Source organism: Halopseudomonas sp. 4NH20-0008 (assembly GCF_057548395.1).
Map to the genome: position 1 here is coordinate 24167 of NZ_BAAJMD010000007.1, position 17835 is coordinate 42001.

The window sequence follows — 17835 nt, forward strand, 5'->3', positions numbered from 1 at the left end:
GAGCTGATTTCTCTGGCCTTTTTTGCATCCGGATCAAATCATTCCCCATGATCGCGCAATGGCAAATCTAACGATGTCCCGCCGCCGAAGGTCCTCTGGCAAGTGTCCTTGATAGTCAGCCCAACTGTTACTCCCACGTTATGTAACACTAGGGCTCCAGTCCATAGCCCGCCATGATACGGTCGCGGGTTCCATCCTCTTGATATCGGGCAATCAGGGCATTGAGCTGGTTAATGGTTTCACTGGGAAAATCTTTATGGCAGGCCATCCAGAGTTCATAACGCTTTTCGCTCTGGAAGGCAGGCAGCAGCCTGGTGCCGCTCAGTTGAGCGATATAAGGTCCGGCAATGCTACCGACGACCCAGAGATCTATACGGTCGTGCAGCAACTTGTCGAAGCTGCTGCCCTCTCCACCGAGGGCTTCAACCTCTACGCCCTGATCGATGACCCATTGCACGTAGGTATCACCCAGCTGTCCGCCGACTCGCCAGTTCTGCGCCTCTTCGAGACTGTTCAGGTGAACCGGGCGTTCGGCCAGGGAAAAGAGCGTCACATACTCGGCCGATAAGGGTCCGACCCACTGGTAGTGTGGTTCGCGCCGGGTACTTCTGGCGGCAGAATAAAAGCAGGTATTGGGTTGTGTACGCGCACTTCGCTCGGCACGGGTCCAGGGTATGATCACATGCTCTGTACTGATACCCAGCTCATCGAACGCGGCCTGGAGCAGAAGCCCGTTGGTGCCCTCCACCGTCGTCTCGGTCTGAATATTGAATGGCGGATAATGATCGGCATACAGGCGAACGGCGTCTTGCGCCATGGCGGGCAGGCCAGGCCCCAGCATGGCAAAAAGCGTTGTACAGGTTATGACCAGCCCAGCCTTGTTCATGGGCGCTCCACGGAGTTCCAATGACAGTTATCAGAAACGGTTAGCTTTTCACAGGTAAGCTAGCACAGCTTAGCTACAGATCGGTCTTGCTGCTGACTGAATCATATCCTGTTTCAAAGTACTCCGGGGCTTTGGCCCAGGTCTGCTATCAGATCATGTCCTTAGCTAACTTGACCGTTTGAGTAAGAAGTTAAAGGCAGGGCCTGCCTCTTTGCTGAAGCGGTTTTTTGCGTCATAAACGCTGGTGATCGGATGATATCGCCATGTTTACGACCTAATTGGCACCGACTAGCCTATGATTAGTCGCGTGGCCCGAGCGCATCACCGACCCTATTCACTAAACCCATCAATGGCCCAACTCCATTGATTCGATTTAACGATTGCAGGAGAACAACGTGTCAGACACCAACATCGAACTTGTTTCAACCATCAGTGAAGACAACAAGCTGGAACTTGCCCTGCGCGAAATCGAGATACCCCAGCCCGGCGAGAATGACGTGATCATCCGCATCGAAGCGGCCCCCATCAACCCGTCCGACCTGGGCGTGATGTTCAGTGTGGCGGATATGACAACTGCCAGCCAATCCGGCAGCGCCGAGCGCCCGGTCATAAGTGCCGACGTTCCCGCCAAGTTCATGGGCGCCGTTAAAAAGCGCGTCGGTAAGGCGATACCCGTGGGCAACGAAGGCGCCGGCACCGTCATCGCAGCCGGCTCATCCGCCGCTGCACAAAGTCTGATGGGCAAAACCGTTGCGTTCATTGGCGGCGGTAGCTACCGCAAATACCTGCGCGCCAACGTACAAAGCTGTCTGGAGCTGGAGTCGGGTACCACGGCAGTCGAAGCCGCTTCCAGCTTCGTTAACCCGCTGACCGCCCTGGCCATGGTAGAGACCATGCGCGCCGAAGGTCACAAGGCAATCGTCCATGCGGCCGCCGCCTCCAACCTCGGACAAATGCTCAACCGCATCTGTATCGCCGACGGCATCGACCTGGTCAATATCGTCCGCAAGCCTGAACAGGAAGCGCTGCTGCGCGACCAAGGTGCCAAGTACGTGGTCAACTCCAGCAGCGACAGCTTTATGGCCGACCTGACCCAGGCACTGATCGAAACCGGCGCAACCATTGCCTTCGACCCTATCGGTGGCGGCAAATTGGCCAGCGATATTCTCACCTGCATGGAAGCCGCCGTTTCTCGCGACATCACTGAATACAGCGTGTATGGATCGACCATCTTCAAACAGGTGTATATCTATGGCGGCCTGGATCGCGGCCCGATCACCCTTAACCGCACCTTCGGTTTTGCCTGGGGTGTGAACGGTTTCCTGTTGTTCAATGCGTTGGGCAAGCTTGGCCAAAATACCGTTGTCGCCATGCGTAAACGTGTAGCCGCCGAAATCAAGACCACCTTCGCCAGTCACTACACCCATGAGGTCTCTCTGGCCGGTGCGCTAAAGATGGATGCGATCGCGGTATACGGCAAACAAGCCACCGGAGAGAAGTTCCTGATCAAGCCTCAGACCTAAGCGTTACTCCCTGGCCGCAAGGCCATCACCGGGCGCTGACGTCGGATTGGCGCAGCGCCTGGGTGAGGTGTAACTTTGAAGATCAGCGGCTTGGGGCCCAATAATCGAGGGCCTGTACTGACAAATAAATCTGCTCACTTTTTCTTCAATTCTTTCCATTGCCAACTTGCTTCAACGCATTTTGATAAAGCCTCTTATTGCTAAAATCAAGCGGCTTAATCTTTTCTGCCTTTTCGAAAAACAAAATTGCGCCAGGATAATTCTTTAAGTTATATCTAACGATAGCCCTTGATAAAAATACTTTATGTATTCGTATTTTTTTTGATGACCTCCCAACAAACATCGATCCGTAAAAATAAGCGTGCACAACACACAAGATCGGAAAAAGCGCATACAAGAGGATCGTTAGATAAAAACCAAACGGTGATTCATAAATGTAATAGACCCTTCCTCTCCTTCCAGTAACCTGACCATCAGTCGCATAAAAAAATATTAATGGCACTGATACCGCGGCAAGAAAAAGCCACACAATCGACATGTATCTTGACTTATTTTTACGGAAATGAATTTTGTATCTTAGCTTCATGTTCGTCTGTAATCGAATACCAGAAAGAATTTTGCACAAACCGCGATAAACTTAGAAATCGCAATCGGAAGAAGAATAATCCATGCCCTTTATCTGCCAAATTAGATGCCTTTACTGGTTTAAATACCTGCATCTCAAAAAAGTTCATCTGACCCTATTTTTACGTCACCCTGAAGCCGCTTACTTGAATGCCTAAAGGTTTTTAGGTCTTGCTTGCAATCAGCCTTTTTTTTCGCGCTCAAGCGCGCTCCTACACAAAACCTGCACATCACCCTGTAGGAGCGTGCTTGAACGCGAAGGGGTTGGTCTGATATTAATATTTATTTGATCCCGGTTATTAAGCAAAGAAGCCAGAAATAGCGCACGCTAGAAAGCTCTGTTATTAAGATACACCTACTGCTAAAACTCTTTAATAATAGCCACAACCTCCACATCCTCCTCACCGACAAAGGTTACATTTCTTTTACTTGCAACACATGAAATAGAGTATGATTTTGATCTTTCTATTTGATAACTTATTGCTGGGTATGCGTACCTATTACCACGATGGCATTCAACCACAATGACGTATCGGCCCTCTCTAATTTTCAAGTGCTCTATAGCAGAACCAGACCTTCTGTCAGCTACGATATTACCTTTTGAATCATATACTCGTAGAATCCACGCCATATATTCATGGTTATCTCGCCAGTTGGTCCCAACAATCTGAGCCAGTTCGCCACTTTCCAACATGACTTGGTCGTATTTTGGAACCAGTTGCACACAGCCAGTTAAAAAAATAAAAGCTGGAATCAAAAAATAACACTTCATATTAAAATCTTGGAAATTAATTCCCGCAATACTGTGCTTTAAAGCAGAGGCGAACCGTAACGAAGATGACGCCACTACGACCACTATAACTAGACAGTTACTCCATTTCATAAATTCCCTTCAGCTCCATAATATTTTTTGGCATATGAGCATACCCTACTATCCTAGGCTCACCAGGCGTGATATCCATGAAGATCATCAGCAACAGTTTTGTACTATAACTCTCTAACTCCACCTCATACAAATAGGCTGGCATGTAGTGCTTTTCACCAGTCTCATAATTATTTAAAGCATGAACAGCCGGATTAACAAAAATGTAACTTACCCAAGACCCAAAAAGCTCTTCCGCCTCATAATTGCTTTGTATAAAATTCTCTCTTGTTTGCGTCGGTGATCGTGGATTGAATAACATATAAGCCAAATCATAGTTTTTATCTTTTAAGGCTAAAACAAAGTTATCGGCTAAACTTTTTGCTTCTTGATTGGAAATGATGTCCGCAGTGAGCTGTGCAACTTCAGGCGGCGTTCCGCCCGCGATGGCAGCATGAGCCATAAAATAAAATATAAGTACAAATATAGTTACTTTCATTAATCACCTTAAATTTAAAACCCAAGCACTTAAACGGAGCTCGAAGCATATCGGCCGGATATCTGTTGAAGCGACGGATTTACGATCACATAAAACTGCTTACTCTATGATCACGTTCTCTATCCCGCCCAGCCACTAACAAAATATTTAAACTCCATAGCCCTAGCCTGATCCAGCGCAATCAATCCGTAATATAGCGAATTCCTTATTGTGGCCAACCCATCATGCAGTAAAGGTACAACACAACAGCAGACGGCCAACGATGCTGGCCACCCACGCTACCGCCCTACCCTGCTATCGCGAGCATGCCAACGGGGCTTTAGATCTGTTCAGGCGGGATTTCAGCTCATCCATGAGGGGGCTGGCGTCTTGCCATGTGTTTTGAAGATAGACCACACTGGGAGGCCATGACAAGCGCATGCGCAGACTTGGTCTACGCTGGTAACTTGAATTTCAGTACGGGTCGTCGCCAGCCCATTCCGGGTTGATAGCGCGAGCTGATTTATACCGCAACCATGTACAGCAACCATCACAAGGACAGGATTTTGCCAACACATCACAGTGCATCTAAACACAACAGCATCGATATCGGACTGGGTTACTACGAGGACATTGCCGGGCTGTTCAACTTCGGCGAGGACAGCCCGGATCTGGTCGACACCCTTACCTTTGTATTCAGCCAGACACTGCAACGGGATATGTACTTTGGCTCCTGGGCGCAGGCCTACCGCAACGGCAATGGCGAGTATCGGCTGAAGATCACCAGTCCAACTGATGATGTGTCCGCTTATGCGACGCTGATCCCCGGGTACATTGCTGCAGGCCAGCAGGCCTTTGCCAGTTACTACGCCAACATTCCCGCTGCAGCCCGCGAAGGCTGGGAGTTTCTGTTGCCCTTCGGGCTGGCCATGGCCAATGTGAAGTCGATTCAGTTACTGCACTTTCCGCCGCTTGAGACCTTTACCTACAAGGACTACTTGTACTCGCCGACCAACCGGCGCTGGGAGTGCCTGTTGGCGCAGAATGGCTTTGATGGTGTGAACAACACACCGGTTGAGCGCATCGTGGATGTGGCTCCGATTGCCGCACCGGGTGGCGCAGGTAATGAGCTGACGGATTACAACGAGGCCTTTATCCCCTATGCCAAGGCGCAGCTGCGCAACTATCTCAAGCCCTTGGCGGTGACCGGCAACCAGCAGACCCAGCCGATGGTCGCCTATGGCGGCCCGGTGCATGACTGGCTGAAGCAGGCCTTTGATCTGCCGCAGACGCCCCGGGTGCTGGATATCGTGCAACTGAACATACTCGATGCGCAGCCAGGACAAACGGCGCCGACCACCTGGGTACTGTGCGCCAATCATCCCAGTGAGTATCTCTACGACACCGGCTTGCCATTAAGTGATGCCGACAAACCCAATGGCGATTATCCGCCGCCAATCAATGTCATGTGCCAGGACCTGATTGCCGCTGGCTGGCAGGCGCGCATGTCGGAACACCCCGGGGATGATCCGCAGAAGGTGCTGGCCGAGCTGGAGCAACACTGGGGCTGGGACGTTGCCACGGGGAGCGTGCTGCCAGACAAGGTAGCGCCACTGCTGGCCATCATGAAAGAGCAGAACCAGGCGTTCAATCTGGACAACAACAGCTTCAAGCCCAGCCTGGCACAGAGGACGGCAAACAGCTTTGTACTGGCCCGCAGTGCGGCAACACCCACTTACGCCAGTTACGCTTTTCTGCCGCAGGCAGATCAGGCCTTTGTTGAAGTCGCAATGGACAGCCACGCCAGCCTGCCCGCCAACCGCAAGCTGATGCAGATGGGTGGTTATCTGCTGGAATGGACACCACCAGCCTCCGACGCCGACCCGATCTACTACCGGGTGCTGTCGTTCGACCGCAACAGCGGCAACCCCATGGCCGAGAAAACCGTAGCCTACGGTAGCTGGGACAAAGAAAAGTTCTTTGGTGATTACCGCCCCAACATGGGCGCCAGTTTCGACCAGCTTGAGCTGATCGGACTACAGGGCTATGTGCTCAGTCTGGTGCCCGCGGCTGGTCGGCGCAGCTATCAGCTTTGGCGCTTTGCCCCCCAGGCCGAGGACGATTGCCTGTCTGCCGGCGACTTTACCAGTGGTGGCTTCCGCGATATTACTGCTGACCGCGAGCTGTATCCGATCGGCAATTATGTGCTCGACCGTCAGGGCGCCAACTACAAGCTCTGGAGTTTTGATCCGCAGTCGTCACCGCCGCTGGCCTTGCCTACCGTGCAAAGCGGCAACTGGGCCGGGATTGACCAGAGCGATGCGATGACGGTGGTAGGTGGCCATGTGCTGACCTGGAAGCCGCAGAACCTCTCGGCAGGCTGCCGTATCTGGGCATTCGATGCCAACAATGCCGACCCGCTGGGCGGTCAGCCGATCAACACCTCGGCCCTGCCCGATGGCTTCACCACCCAATCAAGCCTGTTTGGTACGGTACCCAGCCAACCCGCGCTGCCGGAGCGCGAGAAAATACCCGGCAGCATCGAGTTCATGCGCGACAAGATCGAGCATGTGGTCTATTACATGCTGGAAAGCCGCTCCTTCGACAACGTACTGGGCTGGCTGTATGCGCGCGGCCAGCAGGATGGTCTGAACTGGATCGGCGCCAATACCGATGGGTTCCGCGGTCTGGATACCAGCATGAGCAATCCGCTGCCCAACGGTGAGGCGGCCCACGTCAGCCAGTACATGGACGGCAAGCTGAGCAATGATTACGTACTTGGCGGACCAGCCCAGGACCCCTGGCACGACAACAGTGACGGGCTGATGCAGATGTTCCACGGCTATGCCGGCTACGCCGAGCGCAAGCAGCCGAGCATGGACGGCTTTGCCTGGAACCAGAACAGCGCCGATGTGATGTCGAGCTTTACCCCGCAGCAATTGACCGTACTCAACGGCCTGGCCAGCGCCTACGCCCTGAGTGACGACTGGTTCAGTTCGATCCCCGGCGGCACCGATGTGAATCGCGGCTTCTCGGTCAGCGGCTCGGCCTATAACCGTCTGGGCACCTGGGAGGGCGGCAGCGCCTATGCGGACTGGCCGGACTCGGCGCACCGTCAGTCGCTGTGGAATACCCTCTGGTGCCATGGCCATCAGGACTGGAAGATCTACTACAGCATTCTCTGGGACAACGCGGTGTTTACCCATCAGCTGTATCTCAAGGGTCAGATTCCCGAGGTGGATACAGCTCTGGCCAAGGCCCTGCAGGACAACAGCAGCCGTCCCAACTCAAACTGGATTGCGCCGCTGGAACAGTTCTTTACTGATGTGAAAAACGATAACTTGCCGCGCTTCAGTTATCTGGAACCGGCCTGGGTTGGCGCCGAGTGCACCTCCTATCACCCCGGCTCCTCGGCGGACGGACTGAATTCGCTGGTGCCCGGTGAACGTGCGCTCAATGCGATCTACCAGGCGCTCAGCAGCAATGCCGATGTCTGGTCAAAGACGCTGCTGGTGGTCACCTTTGACAAGAGCGGCGGCCTGTTTGATCACCAGCCGCCGCCCTATGCGCCCAAGCCCTGGCCAAACGATCTGGTTGATGGCTTCGCCTTTGACATCATGGGTCCACGGGTGCCCGCGGTGTTCGCCTCGCCCTGGATCAAACCACAGACGGTGCTGCGCAGCGCCAGTGGCCAGGCCTTTGATGCCACCTCCTTTGCCGCCACGCTGCTGGACTGGTATGGCATCGCCCGTGAGACCTGGGGGCTGGGTGATCGCATCACCGCCGTGCCGACGATAGAGACGCTGCTGACTGAGAAGGAACCACGCAAGACTGCACCTGCCCTCCCGACGCCCTACGATCGGGATTTTCCCCAATCCCAATAACCTGAAAACCGCTCCCTGATCCGCCCGCCGCGCTTTCGCGCGGCGAGTGATGGATAAGTGCCTGACTGAGGGGTAATCTGAGGCGAATGGATACGCTATTCAACTATTTCGGCTTTGGTTCAAATATGAGCCTGCGATCTCTGCGCGCCAAGGGTATCGAGCCCCTGGCATCCAGCAGAGCCGTGCTGCATGGCTGGCGATTGCGCTTCAATGTGCAGCATTTCTTTCGGCATGAGGGCGGCGTGGGCAATATTGAATACACCGGCAACCCAAGCGACCGGGTCCTGGGTGTTCTCCATCAATGCAGGGATGACGCACTGGCGTTACTGGATGCAGCAGAGGCGTATCAACACGGCTATGACCGTATAGAGGTTGAAGTGGAAACGGAGCACCACGACATTGCCAGCAGTCTTCGCATTCCGGCCCTGACCTACGTCGGTATGCCGGCGTTTATCGACAACAGCTGCAAGCCCAGCCGCCGCTATCTGAATATCATTCTGCACGGCGGCCGCGAAGCCGGACTGGACCCTGACTATCTGCAGGCGCTGGCCCGCCACGGCTTGCATCAGGTCGAGGATTATCCGCCCTTCTCTGCGCCACCCGGCGACTATCCGACCTTCAACCGTGACTCCCTGGCTGAACAGCCGCTGTACACTGCGCTCTACGGCGCGGTGTTCGACATGTCCGAGGCACGTCCCTTGCATACCTTTCTCAAAGGCTTTTTCGGCGGACGGGACATGACGCTCTTTCATCTCAAGCGACTGGATAACAGCAGCCTTGACGAAACCGTTGATGATATTCGCCAGGCACGTCTGAATCAGGCGCAAATGCAGTACCTGAATGCCTACTTGAACGAATACGCCAAAGAGTATCGTTACGTTGGCCGATACAACTATGATCAAGACTGAGGAATAAGCATGTCGTCCTTCCCGCCTGCCCTGGCCCACAACGCAATTCAAGCGGTACTGCCGGATGTCTTTTTTGTCACCGGCGCGATGGAAACCGTGCTCATGGAGCTGGACTGGCAGTTCAGCCGCAACATGACCATCGTCCGCGATGGTGAGCGGCTGATACTGATCAACTCGGTACGGCTGAGCGAGCAGGGGCTGGCTGAACTGGATCGGCTGGGCAAGGTCACCGATGTGATCCGCCTGGGCGCGCTGCATGGGCGTGACGATGCCTTTTACCAAGATCGTTACCAGGCTCAGTACTGGGTCATGCCCGGCCTGGAGCCGGAAGAACAGGGAGCGGCGCTCACGCTTGGCGAGGATGCGCCGCTGCCCATCAGCAAGGCTACGCTGTTTCAGTTCAAGACCGGCAAGCTGCCCGAGGGCATACTGCATCTGCACCGCGAAGGCGGTATATTGATTGCCTGTGATGCCCTGCAGAACTGGCTGCAACCCGATGAGCACTTTTGCACGGCTTCGCGCCAGCGCATGGAGCAGATGGGCTTTTTTACGCCGGCCAATATTGGTCCGGTCTGGCTGCAAGCGGCAGAGCCTGAGGCTGAGGACTTCAGGCGTTTGGAGACACTGGCCTTCAAACATGCCCTCTGCGGTCATGGCGAGCCCTTGCTTAATGACGCCAAACCGGCCTTCAGCACGACGTTCAGCCGACTGTTTTCACGCTGAGCGACCCCATGGAAGAGGCACCTGATGCATAGCGAGTTACAGCTGCCCGGATATCAGATTCTCGCTTGCCTGTGGCGTCAGGCGGGTGTGGTGGTCTATCGCGCAAAACGCATCGCGGATGCCACCGAAGTCAGCATTGAAACCCTGGATACCGAGTATCCGGACCGCCTTCAGGTTGCCACCCTGAACCATGCCGCCAACATCACCTCGCGCCTCGAGACAGTCAAAGGTATACGCCGGATCCACGAGATACTGCAGCATGGCAGCGGTAACCTGGCGTTGGTCAGCGATTTCTTCGACAGCTCGCTGGCCACCATGCTGCAGGACAGCACCAACCGACGCATGCCGGCATTGCAGGTACTGGACATTGCTCGAGCCCTGATTCAGATCCTCGGCGATATTCACGCCCAGGACATTGTGCACAAGGCACTGTCCCCGCAAAACGTACTCTATGACGCCAGAACCGGGGCGCTGGCCTTGACCGGCTTTGGCATTGCCTCGGAGCTGGGGCAGGAACGCCAGGCCACGCAGCTGCCAAGCCTGCCAGAAGGCGGGCTGGCGTATATTTCGCCAGAGCAGACCGGGCGCATGAACCGCAGCCTGGACTATCGCTCGGATTATTATTCGCTCGGAGCACTGCTGTTTGAACTGCTGACCGGTCAGCCGCCGTTCAGCGCAGACAACACCCTTGAGTGGGTTCATAGCCATATCAGCCGACTGCCTCCAGCACCCCACGAGCTGTATCCGGGCATACCCGAGGCGCTGTCCGCCATCGTTCTCAAGCTGCTGGCAAAATCGCCCGAACAGCGCTACCAGAGCAGCCACGGCCTGCACCATGACCTGTCACGCTGCGCCAAGGCACTGGAGCGCGATCAGCCGCTGGCGCCCTTTGCTCTGGGCGAGCAGGACCATCTGCAGAAGTTTCTGATTCCCCAGGCACTCTATGGTCGTGAGCAGGAACTGCAAATGCTGCTGGCTCTGTTCGAGCAGGCGGTGGCCGGGCAGACGCGCTTCTGTCTGGTTCACGGTTACTCGGGTGTCGGCAAGTCGGCACTGGTCAACGAGATAGATCGGCACCAGATCCGTGAACGCGGTTTTCTGGTGCAGAGCAAATTCGACCAGTTCCAGCAGGGTGAAGCCTACGCCGCGCTGGCCGCGACCTTACGGGGACTGGTGCAGCAGATCATGCTGGAGCCAAAGGCCCAACTGGCGGGTTGGAGCGAGCGCCTACTTGCTGCCCTGGGGCCCAACGGCGCGCTTATGATCGAACTGGTGCCCGAGTTGGCACTGATCATCGGCGAGCAGCCGCCGGTCAATCCGCTGCCCCCCGCCGAAAGCCGTAACCGTTTACAGCTGGTACTCAGCGCCTTTTTGCGGGTATTTGCCAGCCAGGGCCATCCGGTGGTGCTGTTCCTTGACGACCTGCAGTGGAGTGATACGCCAACCCTCGACCTGTTGCGCCACATTGTCACCTCAAGAGAACAGAGCCATCTGTTGCTGATCGGCGCTTATCGGAGCAATGAGGTCGGCTCCGGTCACCCGCTGAAGTTTCTGCTCGACGACCTGAACGACCACGAGCGGACCCGGCAGATTCAATTGCGACCGCTTGACCCGTTTTCGATAGAACAGCTGGTTGCCGATGCCCTGCGCTGCCAGCCGGATAGCAGCCGCGCACTCAGCGAGATGCTGTATCAACGGGCCCAGGGCAACCCCTTCTTCACCAACGAATTGCTACGCCAGCTGCATGCCGAAGGGGCCATCTGGTCCGACCCGGGCAGCGGCCAATGGCACTGGCAACTCGACCGGGCCAGTTGGGAGCAGGCCAGCAATGATGTAGTCGAGTTCATGCTGGACAACCTGCGGCAACTGCCCGAAGAAACCCAGAACGTCCTGCAACTAGCGGCCTGCATCGGCAACAGCTTCACCTTGCAAACGCTTACCACCATTTGCGAGCAAACGCTTGGCGAAACAGCTCGGGCGCTGCAGCCTGCGTTGAAACAGTACACCGTGCTGCCCTTGCACACCGACTATCGTCTGGCCCGTCATCAGGACAAAAACCTGGCCTTCAATCCAGACTACCGCTTTCAGCATGACCGCGTTCAGCAAGCCGCTTATCAACTGATTGGCAGCGATGAGTTGCCACGGGTACACCTGTCGATCGGTCGCCTGATGCTGCAGCACAGTGGCAACCGGGTGGCCGACGAGCACCTGATCGATATCGTCAATCATCTCAATCAGGGCTGCTCGCTGATCAGTTCAGCCGTCGAGCGCCAGCAACTGGCTGAACTCAACCTGCGTGCGGGCCGGCGCGCACGTGAAGCCTCTGCCTACCAGCAGGCCCTCGACTACCTGCTGATGGCCCGGGCAATGCTGCCGGCTGACGCCTGGTCAGCGCTGCCCGCACTGATGGCCAGCCTGGCGGCCGAAATGCAGCTGAACCTGTACCTCACCGGCCGCACCCGGGAAGCAGACCACTGGCTGGAACAGATGCTCACCCATGCAACATCCAGCTTGCAGCGGGCTGACATCCTGGCCATCCGCTGCCGGCAGAACGCCACGCTGGGCAGGATGCAAGCCTCCATTCGTGCAGCTATCGAAGGTCTGGAACTGCTGGGGGTGAACTTCACTGAGCACCCCACCGAGGACGAAGTGGCCCTGGAAGTTCGGCTGGTCAAGCACTATCTCAATGGCCGCAGCATTGTCGAACTGGTCAATGCCCCGATCATCGACGACCCGGCCACCCTTACGGCCATGCGTCTGCTGATGGAGATCTTTGCCTCGGCCTTCCTCTCCGGCAGCAATCTGTTCAGCTATCTGGTGCTGAAGTCGGTCAACCTGGCATTGCATCGTGGCAACTGCCCGGAGTCAGCCTTTGCCTATGCCGCCTACGGCATGCTGCTGTGTGGTGAGCTGGATCAACCGGCCCTGGGCTATGAGTATGGCCGGGTCGGCCTGGCGATCAATGAGCGGCTCGATGACCTGAGCCTGCGGGCACGGGTCATTTATGTCTACGCCATGTTCGTGCACCACTGGAGCAACCACTGGGCGACCCTGACGCCCTGGTTTCGCAAGGGTATAGAAGCTGGTTACCAGTCCGGCGACCTGCTGTACCTGGCCTACAGCGCACAGGACTGCGTGATCTGGGACCCGACCCTGGATCTGGACAGCGCGAGCCAGCAGCATGCCGACAATCTGGACATCGTGCGTGAATGTGCCTACCAGGATTCACTTGACTCCGGCAGCCTGTTTCTGCAGATGCAACGCAATTTGCTTGGCGACACGCAGACAGCCTTCAGCCTGAGTAGTGATGATTTCGATGCCGAGCATTGCCTGAACGCCATGCGTGAGCGCAATTTTCTGACCGGTATCGCCAACCACGCCATTTACAGCGCCGAGATCAACCTGCTCTACGGCAATTACAGCCAGGCGCTACACTTTGTTAAACAGCAAGACAGACTGATCAAGTCGGCGATGTCCCTGCCCCAGTTGGTGCGCTTCTACATCGTCGCCAACCTCACACTGACAAGCTGCTACCCGGACATGGACGAAACCGAGCAACTGTCAACACGCCAGCGCTTGGAACGGGATCTGGCACGCATGACCCGCTGGGCCGACAACTGCGAGGCCAATTTTCGTCACCTGCAGTGCCTGATGAGTGCCGAGCTGGCAAGCCTGGATGGTGACCATCACAGCGCAATGGCGTATTACGATAACGCCATCGACGCCGCACGGCTGAATGGATTTCTGCACGACGAAGCTACTGCCTTCGAGCGTGCCGCACGGCATCTGCTGGCTCTTGGCAAGCGTCGTTCAGCCGAGGGTTACCTGCGCGGTGCCCATGGGGTGTACAACCGCTGGGGCGCGCAACGCAAGGTCGCGCAACTGGAAGATGAGTTTCCGGTTTTGCGCGCCTGGGCTCAGGCCCGACTCAATCTGCCAGGCAGCCACTTGACCAGTCTGGATATCGCCTCGGTGATGAAAGCCTCGCGCGAGATATCCGGGGAGATGGTGCTGGATCAGCTATTACAGAAAACCCTGGCGATTCTGCTGGAAAACGCTGGAGGTCAATGGGGCTGCCTGATTGTCCGCTCGGGCGGCGTGCTCATGGTCGAAGCGGCCATACTGCCGGAGCCTGCGCCGCATCATATCGACCTCCCTGAGCATTGTATGCTCAGGGATTATCAGGGTAACGCCATGGCCCTGCCGATGAGCCTGATAACGCAGGTCTTTCAGCGCGGTGAGGCTGTGGTACTGCACGATGCCATGGCCAAGAACCCCTATGACCAGGACCCCTATACCCTGCACATGCAGCCGCGCTCGGTTCTCTGCGTCCCCATTGCCAGGGAACGTTTTGAAGCGGCGGTGTATATGGAGAACAACCTGACCGACGCGGTCTTCACCGACGACCGACTCGAACTGATTCGGCTTCTGGCCGCCCAGGCCGCTGTGGCTATCGAAAACGCACGCCTTTACACCCAGGTACAGGAGCACTCCCGTACCCTGGAAGAAAAGGTAGTAGAGCGCACCGCCAAACTGGAGGAGCTGAACAAGGAACTGCAACGGCTGGCCGATCGCGATGGACTGACCGGGGTCGCCAACCGGCGCTCCGGCGATACCTATCTGAAGGAGTGCTGGCTGCGCCGACGGCGGCAACCGCAGCCCCTGTCGGTGATCATGCTCGATGTCGATCACTTCAAGCTGTTCAACGACAACTATGGCCATCAGTCAGGCGACGATTGCCTGATTCAGGTGGCCCGGGCGTTACAGGATGCCCTGCAGCGCTCAACCGATATGGTCGCGCGCTACGGTGGCGAAGAGTTCATACTTATACTGCCCGACACCGACAGCAACGGCGCGATCCAGGTAGCTGAAAACGCTCGAAAGGCGGTCGAGGCACTGGCTATCCGCCACGACCATTCCACGACCCGTGACCGCATCACCGTCAGTGTCGGCTACGCCACCATGGGCCCGAATGAACAGCGCAGTATCGAGGAGTTGGTCTATGCCGCCGACTCCGCGCTGTACAAGGCCAAGCAGAGCGGCCGCAACCGGATTCATGCGGCTGAAACGGTCTGACAGCAGCCGCCAGCAGCGCGATCCAGCGGTCGCGCTTTATCCTCGCAACTGTTTTTGCCCTTGCCGGTTTGTTACTCTGTCGCGCTGCCCGATCGTGCCCTCCAGATCCCTGCGCTGAAAAGCCTGCGCCTGTCTGTGAGATGCCAAGAGATCACCCGGGAAATGCGCGAACCTGAGGTCGGCTCAAGCCCGGCAAGATACAATTTTTCAATGGATTAAGATGAAAAAAGAAGCTCGAAATCAACCATCTGGATCTAGCCACACGCCGATGATGCAGCAGTATTTCGGCCTTAAACAGCATCATCCGGAACAGTTGCTGTTTTACCGCATGGGTGACTTCTACGAACTCTTCTACGACGATGCGAAAAAGGCCGCCCGTCTGCTCGATATTACCCTGACCAGCCGTGGCCAGTCGGGTGGGCAGCCGATTCCCATGGCCGGCATTCCCTTTCACGCCGCTGAAGGGTATCTGGCCAAGCTGGTCAAGCTCGGCGAGTCGGTGGCGATCTGTGAACAGATTGGCGACCCGGCAACCAGCAAGGGCCCGGTCGAGCGCCAGGTGGTGCGTATTCTGACCCCCGGCACGGTGAGCGACGAGGCGCTGCTGGATGAGCGCCGCGATAACCTGCTGGCGGCACTGGTAGGCAACGAACGGGCCTTCGGACTGGCAACACTGGACATCAACAGCGGGCGCTTCTCGGTCATCGAATTGAGCGGCTGGGAAACCCTGCTCGGCGAACTCGAGCGCCTGGCACCGGCCGAACTGTTGATCCCGGATGACTGGGAAAGCAATACCCCTATCGAACGGCGCCGTGCCGTGCGCCGCCGGGCACCCTGGGAATTTGACCGTGACAGCGCCTTCAAGGCCCTGACCCAACAATTTGCCACCAAGGATCTGGTCGGCTTTGGCTGCCAGGATCTGACCCTGGGTCTGGGCGCAGCGGGCGCCCTGTTCAGCTATGCCCGGGAAACCCAGCGCACAGCCCTACCGCATATCCGCAGCATCCAGCTGGAGCGCTTTGAAGACAGCGTGGTCATCGATGGCGCCAGTCGGCGCAATCTGGAGATCGACAGCAACCTGACCGGAGGCCGTGACAACACCCTGCTGGATGTGCTTGATCACAGCGCCACCGCCATGGGCAGTCGCCTGCTATCACGCTGGCTGAACCGACCGCTGCGCGACCTGGGTGTGCTCACTGCGCGCCAGGACAGCATTGCCAACCTGCTCGACAACCATCAGTTTGAAACGCTGCAGCCGCTGCTCAAGGGCATTGGTGATATCGAGCGGATTCTCGCCCGCGTTGCTCTGCGTTCGGCCCGGCCTCGGGATCTGGCGCGTCTGCGCGATGCCCTGATGGTTCTGCCTGAGCTGCAGGAGGCCTTGCAGCCGCTGAGCAGTCCGCACCTCCGGACCCTGGCCGAGACTGTTCAGACCTACCCGCAACTGGCCACGTTGCTCGAGCGTGCCATTATCGACAACCCGCCCGTGGTGATACGCGAAGGGGGTGTGATCAAACCCGGCTATGACGCCGAGCTGGATGAACTGCTGAATATCAGCGAGAACGCCGGGCAGTATCTGATCGATCTGGAAACCCGTGAGCGCGAGCGCACCGGTCTCTCGACCTTGAAGGTCGGCTACAACCGCGTACATGGCTATTTTATCGAGCTATCCCGCGGGCAGGCCGATCAAGCGCCAGTTGACTATATTCGCCGCCAGACGCTGAAAGGCGCAGAACGTTTTATCACCCCGGAACTGAAAACCTTTGAAGACAAGGCCCTGTCGGCCCGCAGCCGCGCACTGGCAAGGGAAAAGCAGCTGTATGACGAGCTGCTTGAACGCCTGAACGACGATCTGGCCAGACTGCAGGACAGCGCCGCGAGTCTGGCCGAACTGGACGTGCTCTGTACCCTGGCTGAACGGGCCAGCGCCCTGGATTACTGCCGCCCGGACTTTGTTCAGGGCAGCGAACTGCATATCGAAGACGGTCGTCACCCGGTAGTCGAGAAGGTGCTGGACGGGCCCTTTGTCGCCAACGGCCTGGATCTCGATCTGGACACCCGCATGCTGGTCATCACTGGCCCGAACATGGGCGGCAAATCCACCTATATGCGCCAGACCGCACTGATCGTTTTGCTGGCGCATATCGGCAGCTACGTTCCGGCACGCAACGTCAGACTGTCGCCCATGGACCGCATTTTTACCCGTATCGGTTCCAGTGACGACCTGGCCGGCGGCCGCTCGACCTTTATGGTGGAAATGAGCGAAACCGCCAACATTCTGCACAATGCCACCGACGCCAGTCTGGTGCTGATGGATGAGGTGGGACGCGGGACCAGCACCTTTGATGGCCTGTCCCTGGCCTGGTCTGCCGCCGAGTATCTGGCGCATCTGCGTGCCTTTACCCTGTTTGCCACGCACTACTTCGAGCTGACGGCGCTGGCCGAATCCGATCCCGGCGTGGCCAACGTGCACCTGAATGCCACTGAGCACAACGAACGCATCGTCTTCCTGCACAGCGTCCTGCCCGGCCCGGCCAGCCAGAGTTACGGCCTGCAGGTAGCGCAACTGGCGGGGGTACCGCGCCAGGTGATAGAACGGGCCCGCGAGCACTTGGCCAAGCTTGAGCAGCAAAGTCTGAATCAACCCGCACGCCCAGCAACCGCGCCACAGCAGAATGATCTGTTTGCCCAGGCCAGCCACCCGCTTGTCGAGGCATTGGACGCACTGCGCCCGGATGACCTGACCCCACGCCAGGCACTGGAGTTGCTGTATAAATGGAAGGCCGAAAGCGGCTGATAAAGTTAAATAATAGTTATTTGCATTAACTCGCTGGTAATGGCGGCCAACCTCTGCAATTAGCATCGACAGTC

Annotated in this window: 9 protein-coding genes; 6 read left to right on the plus strand and 3 right to left on the minus strand. The window is 56.9% G+C overall.

The window, feature by feature from the left end:
* Positions 1–148: 148 nt before the first annotated feature.
* Complete coding sequence (locus tag AC27HQ_RS08560; protein WP_487155733.1) at positions 149–886, minus strand: substrate-binding periplasmic protein; 738 nt, start codon at positions 884–886, stop codon at positions 149–151.
* 395 nt (positions 887–1281) lie between these two features.
* Here AC27HQ_RS08560 and AC27HQ_RS08565 point away from each other — a divergent pair, with 395 nt between their 5' ends.
* Positions 1282–2409 (plus strand): zinc-binding dehydrogenase, encoded by a 1128-nt coding sequence (locus AC27HQ_RS08565; protein WP_487155734.1) that lies wholly within the window; start codon positions 1282–1284, stop codon positions 2407–2409.
* 985 nt (positions 2410–3394) lie between these two features.
* On the opposite strand, the gene AC27HQ_RS08570 is transcribed toward AC27HQ_RS08565, so the two are convergent.
* Both AC27HQ_RS08570 and AC27HQ_RS08575 read right to left on the minus strand, forming a co-directional pair.
* A complete protein-coding gene (locus AC27HQ_RS08570; RefSeq protein ID WP_487155735.1) occupies positions 3395–3916 on the minus strand; it encodes a hypothetical protein in 522 nt (173 codons plus the stop codon).
* A complete protein-coding gene (locus AC27HQ_RS08575; RefSeq protein WP_487155736.1) occupies positions 3903–4394 on the minus strand; it encodes a hypothetical protein in 492 nt (163 codons plus the stop codon). The genes AC27HQ_RS08570 and AC27HQ_RS08575 overlap by 14 nt, the downstream gene beginning before the upstream one ends.
* A gap of 545 nt (positions 4395–4939) precedes the next feature.
* Between AC27HQ_RS08575 and AC27HQ_RS08580 the strand changes: the two genes are divergently transcribed.
* From AC27HQ_RS08580 to mutS, 5 genes are all read left to right on the plus strand, one after another.
* On the plus strand, positions 4940–8257 hold the full coding sequence (locus tag AC27HQ_RS08580; RefSeq protein WP_487155737.1) for an alkaline phosphatase family protein: 3318 nt from the start codon (positions 4940–4942) through the stop codon (positions 8255–8257).
* A gap of 86 nt (positions 8258–8343) precedes the next feature.
* Positions 8344–9165 (plus strand): gamma-glutamylcyclotransferase family protein, encoded by an 822-nt coding sequence (locus tag AC27HQ_RS08585; RefSeq protein WP_487155738.1) that lies wholly within the window; start codon positions 8344–8346, stop codon positions 9163–9165.
* A gap of 9 nt (positions 9166–9174) precedes the next feature.
* Complete coding sequence (locus AC27HQ_RS08590) at positions 9175–9888, plus strand: hypothetical protein (RefSeq protein ID WP_487155739.1); 714 nt, start codon at positions 9175–9177, stop codon at positions 9886–9888.
* Between the two features lie 24 nt (positions 9889–9912).
* The gene (locus tag AC27HQ_RS08595; RefSeq protein WP_487155740.1) at positions 9913–14964 is read left to right on the plus strand and encodes a diguanylate cyclase domain-containing protein; all 5052 of its coding nucleotides are present in this window, start codon (positions 9913–9915) and stop codon (positions 14962–14964) included.
* Between the two features lie 220 nt (positions 14965–15184).
* Complete coding sequence (gene mutS, locus AC27HQ_RS08600; protein WP_487155741.1) at positions 15185–17761, plus strand: DNA mismatch repair protein MutS; 2577 nt, start codon at positions 15185–15187, stop codon at positions 17759–17761.
* Positions 17762–17835 lie beyond the last annotated feature (74 nt).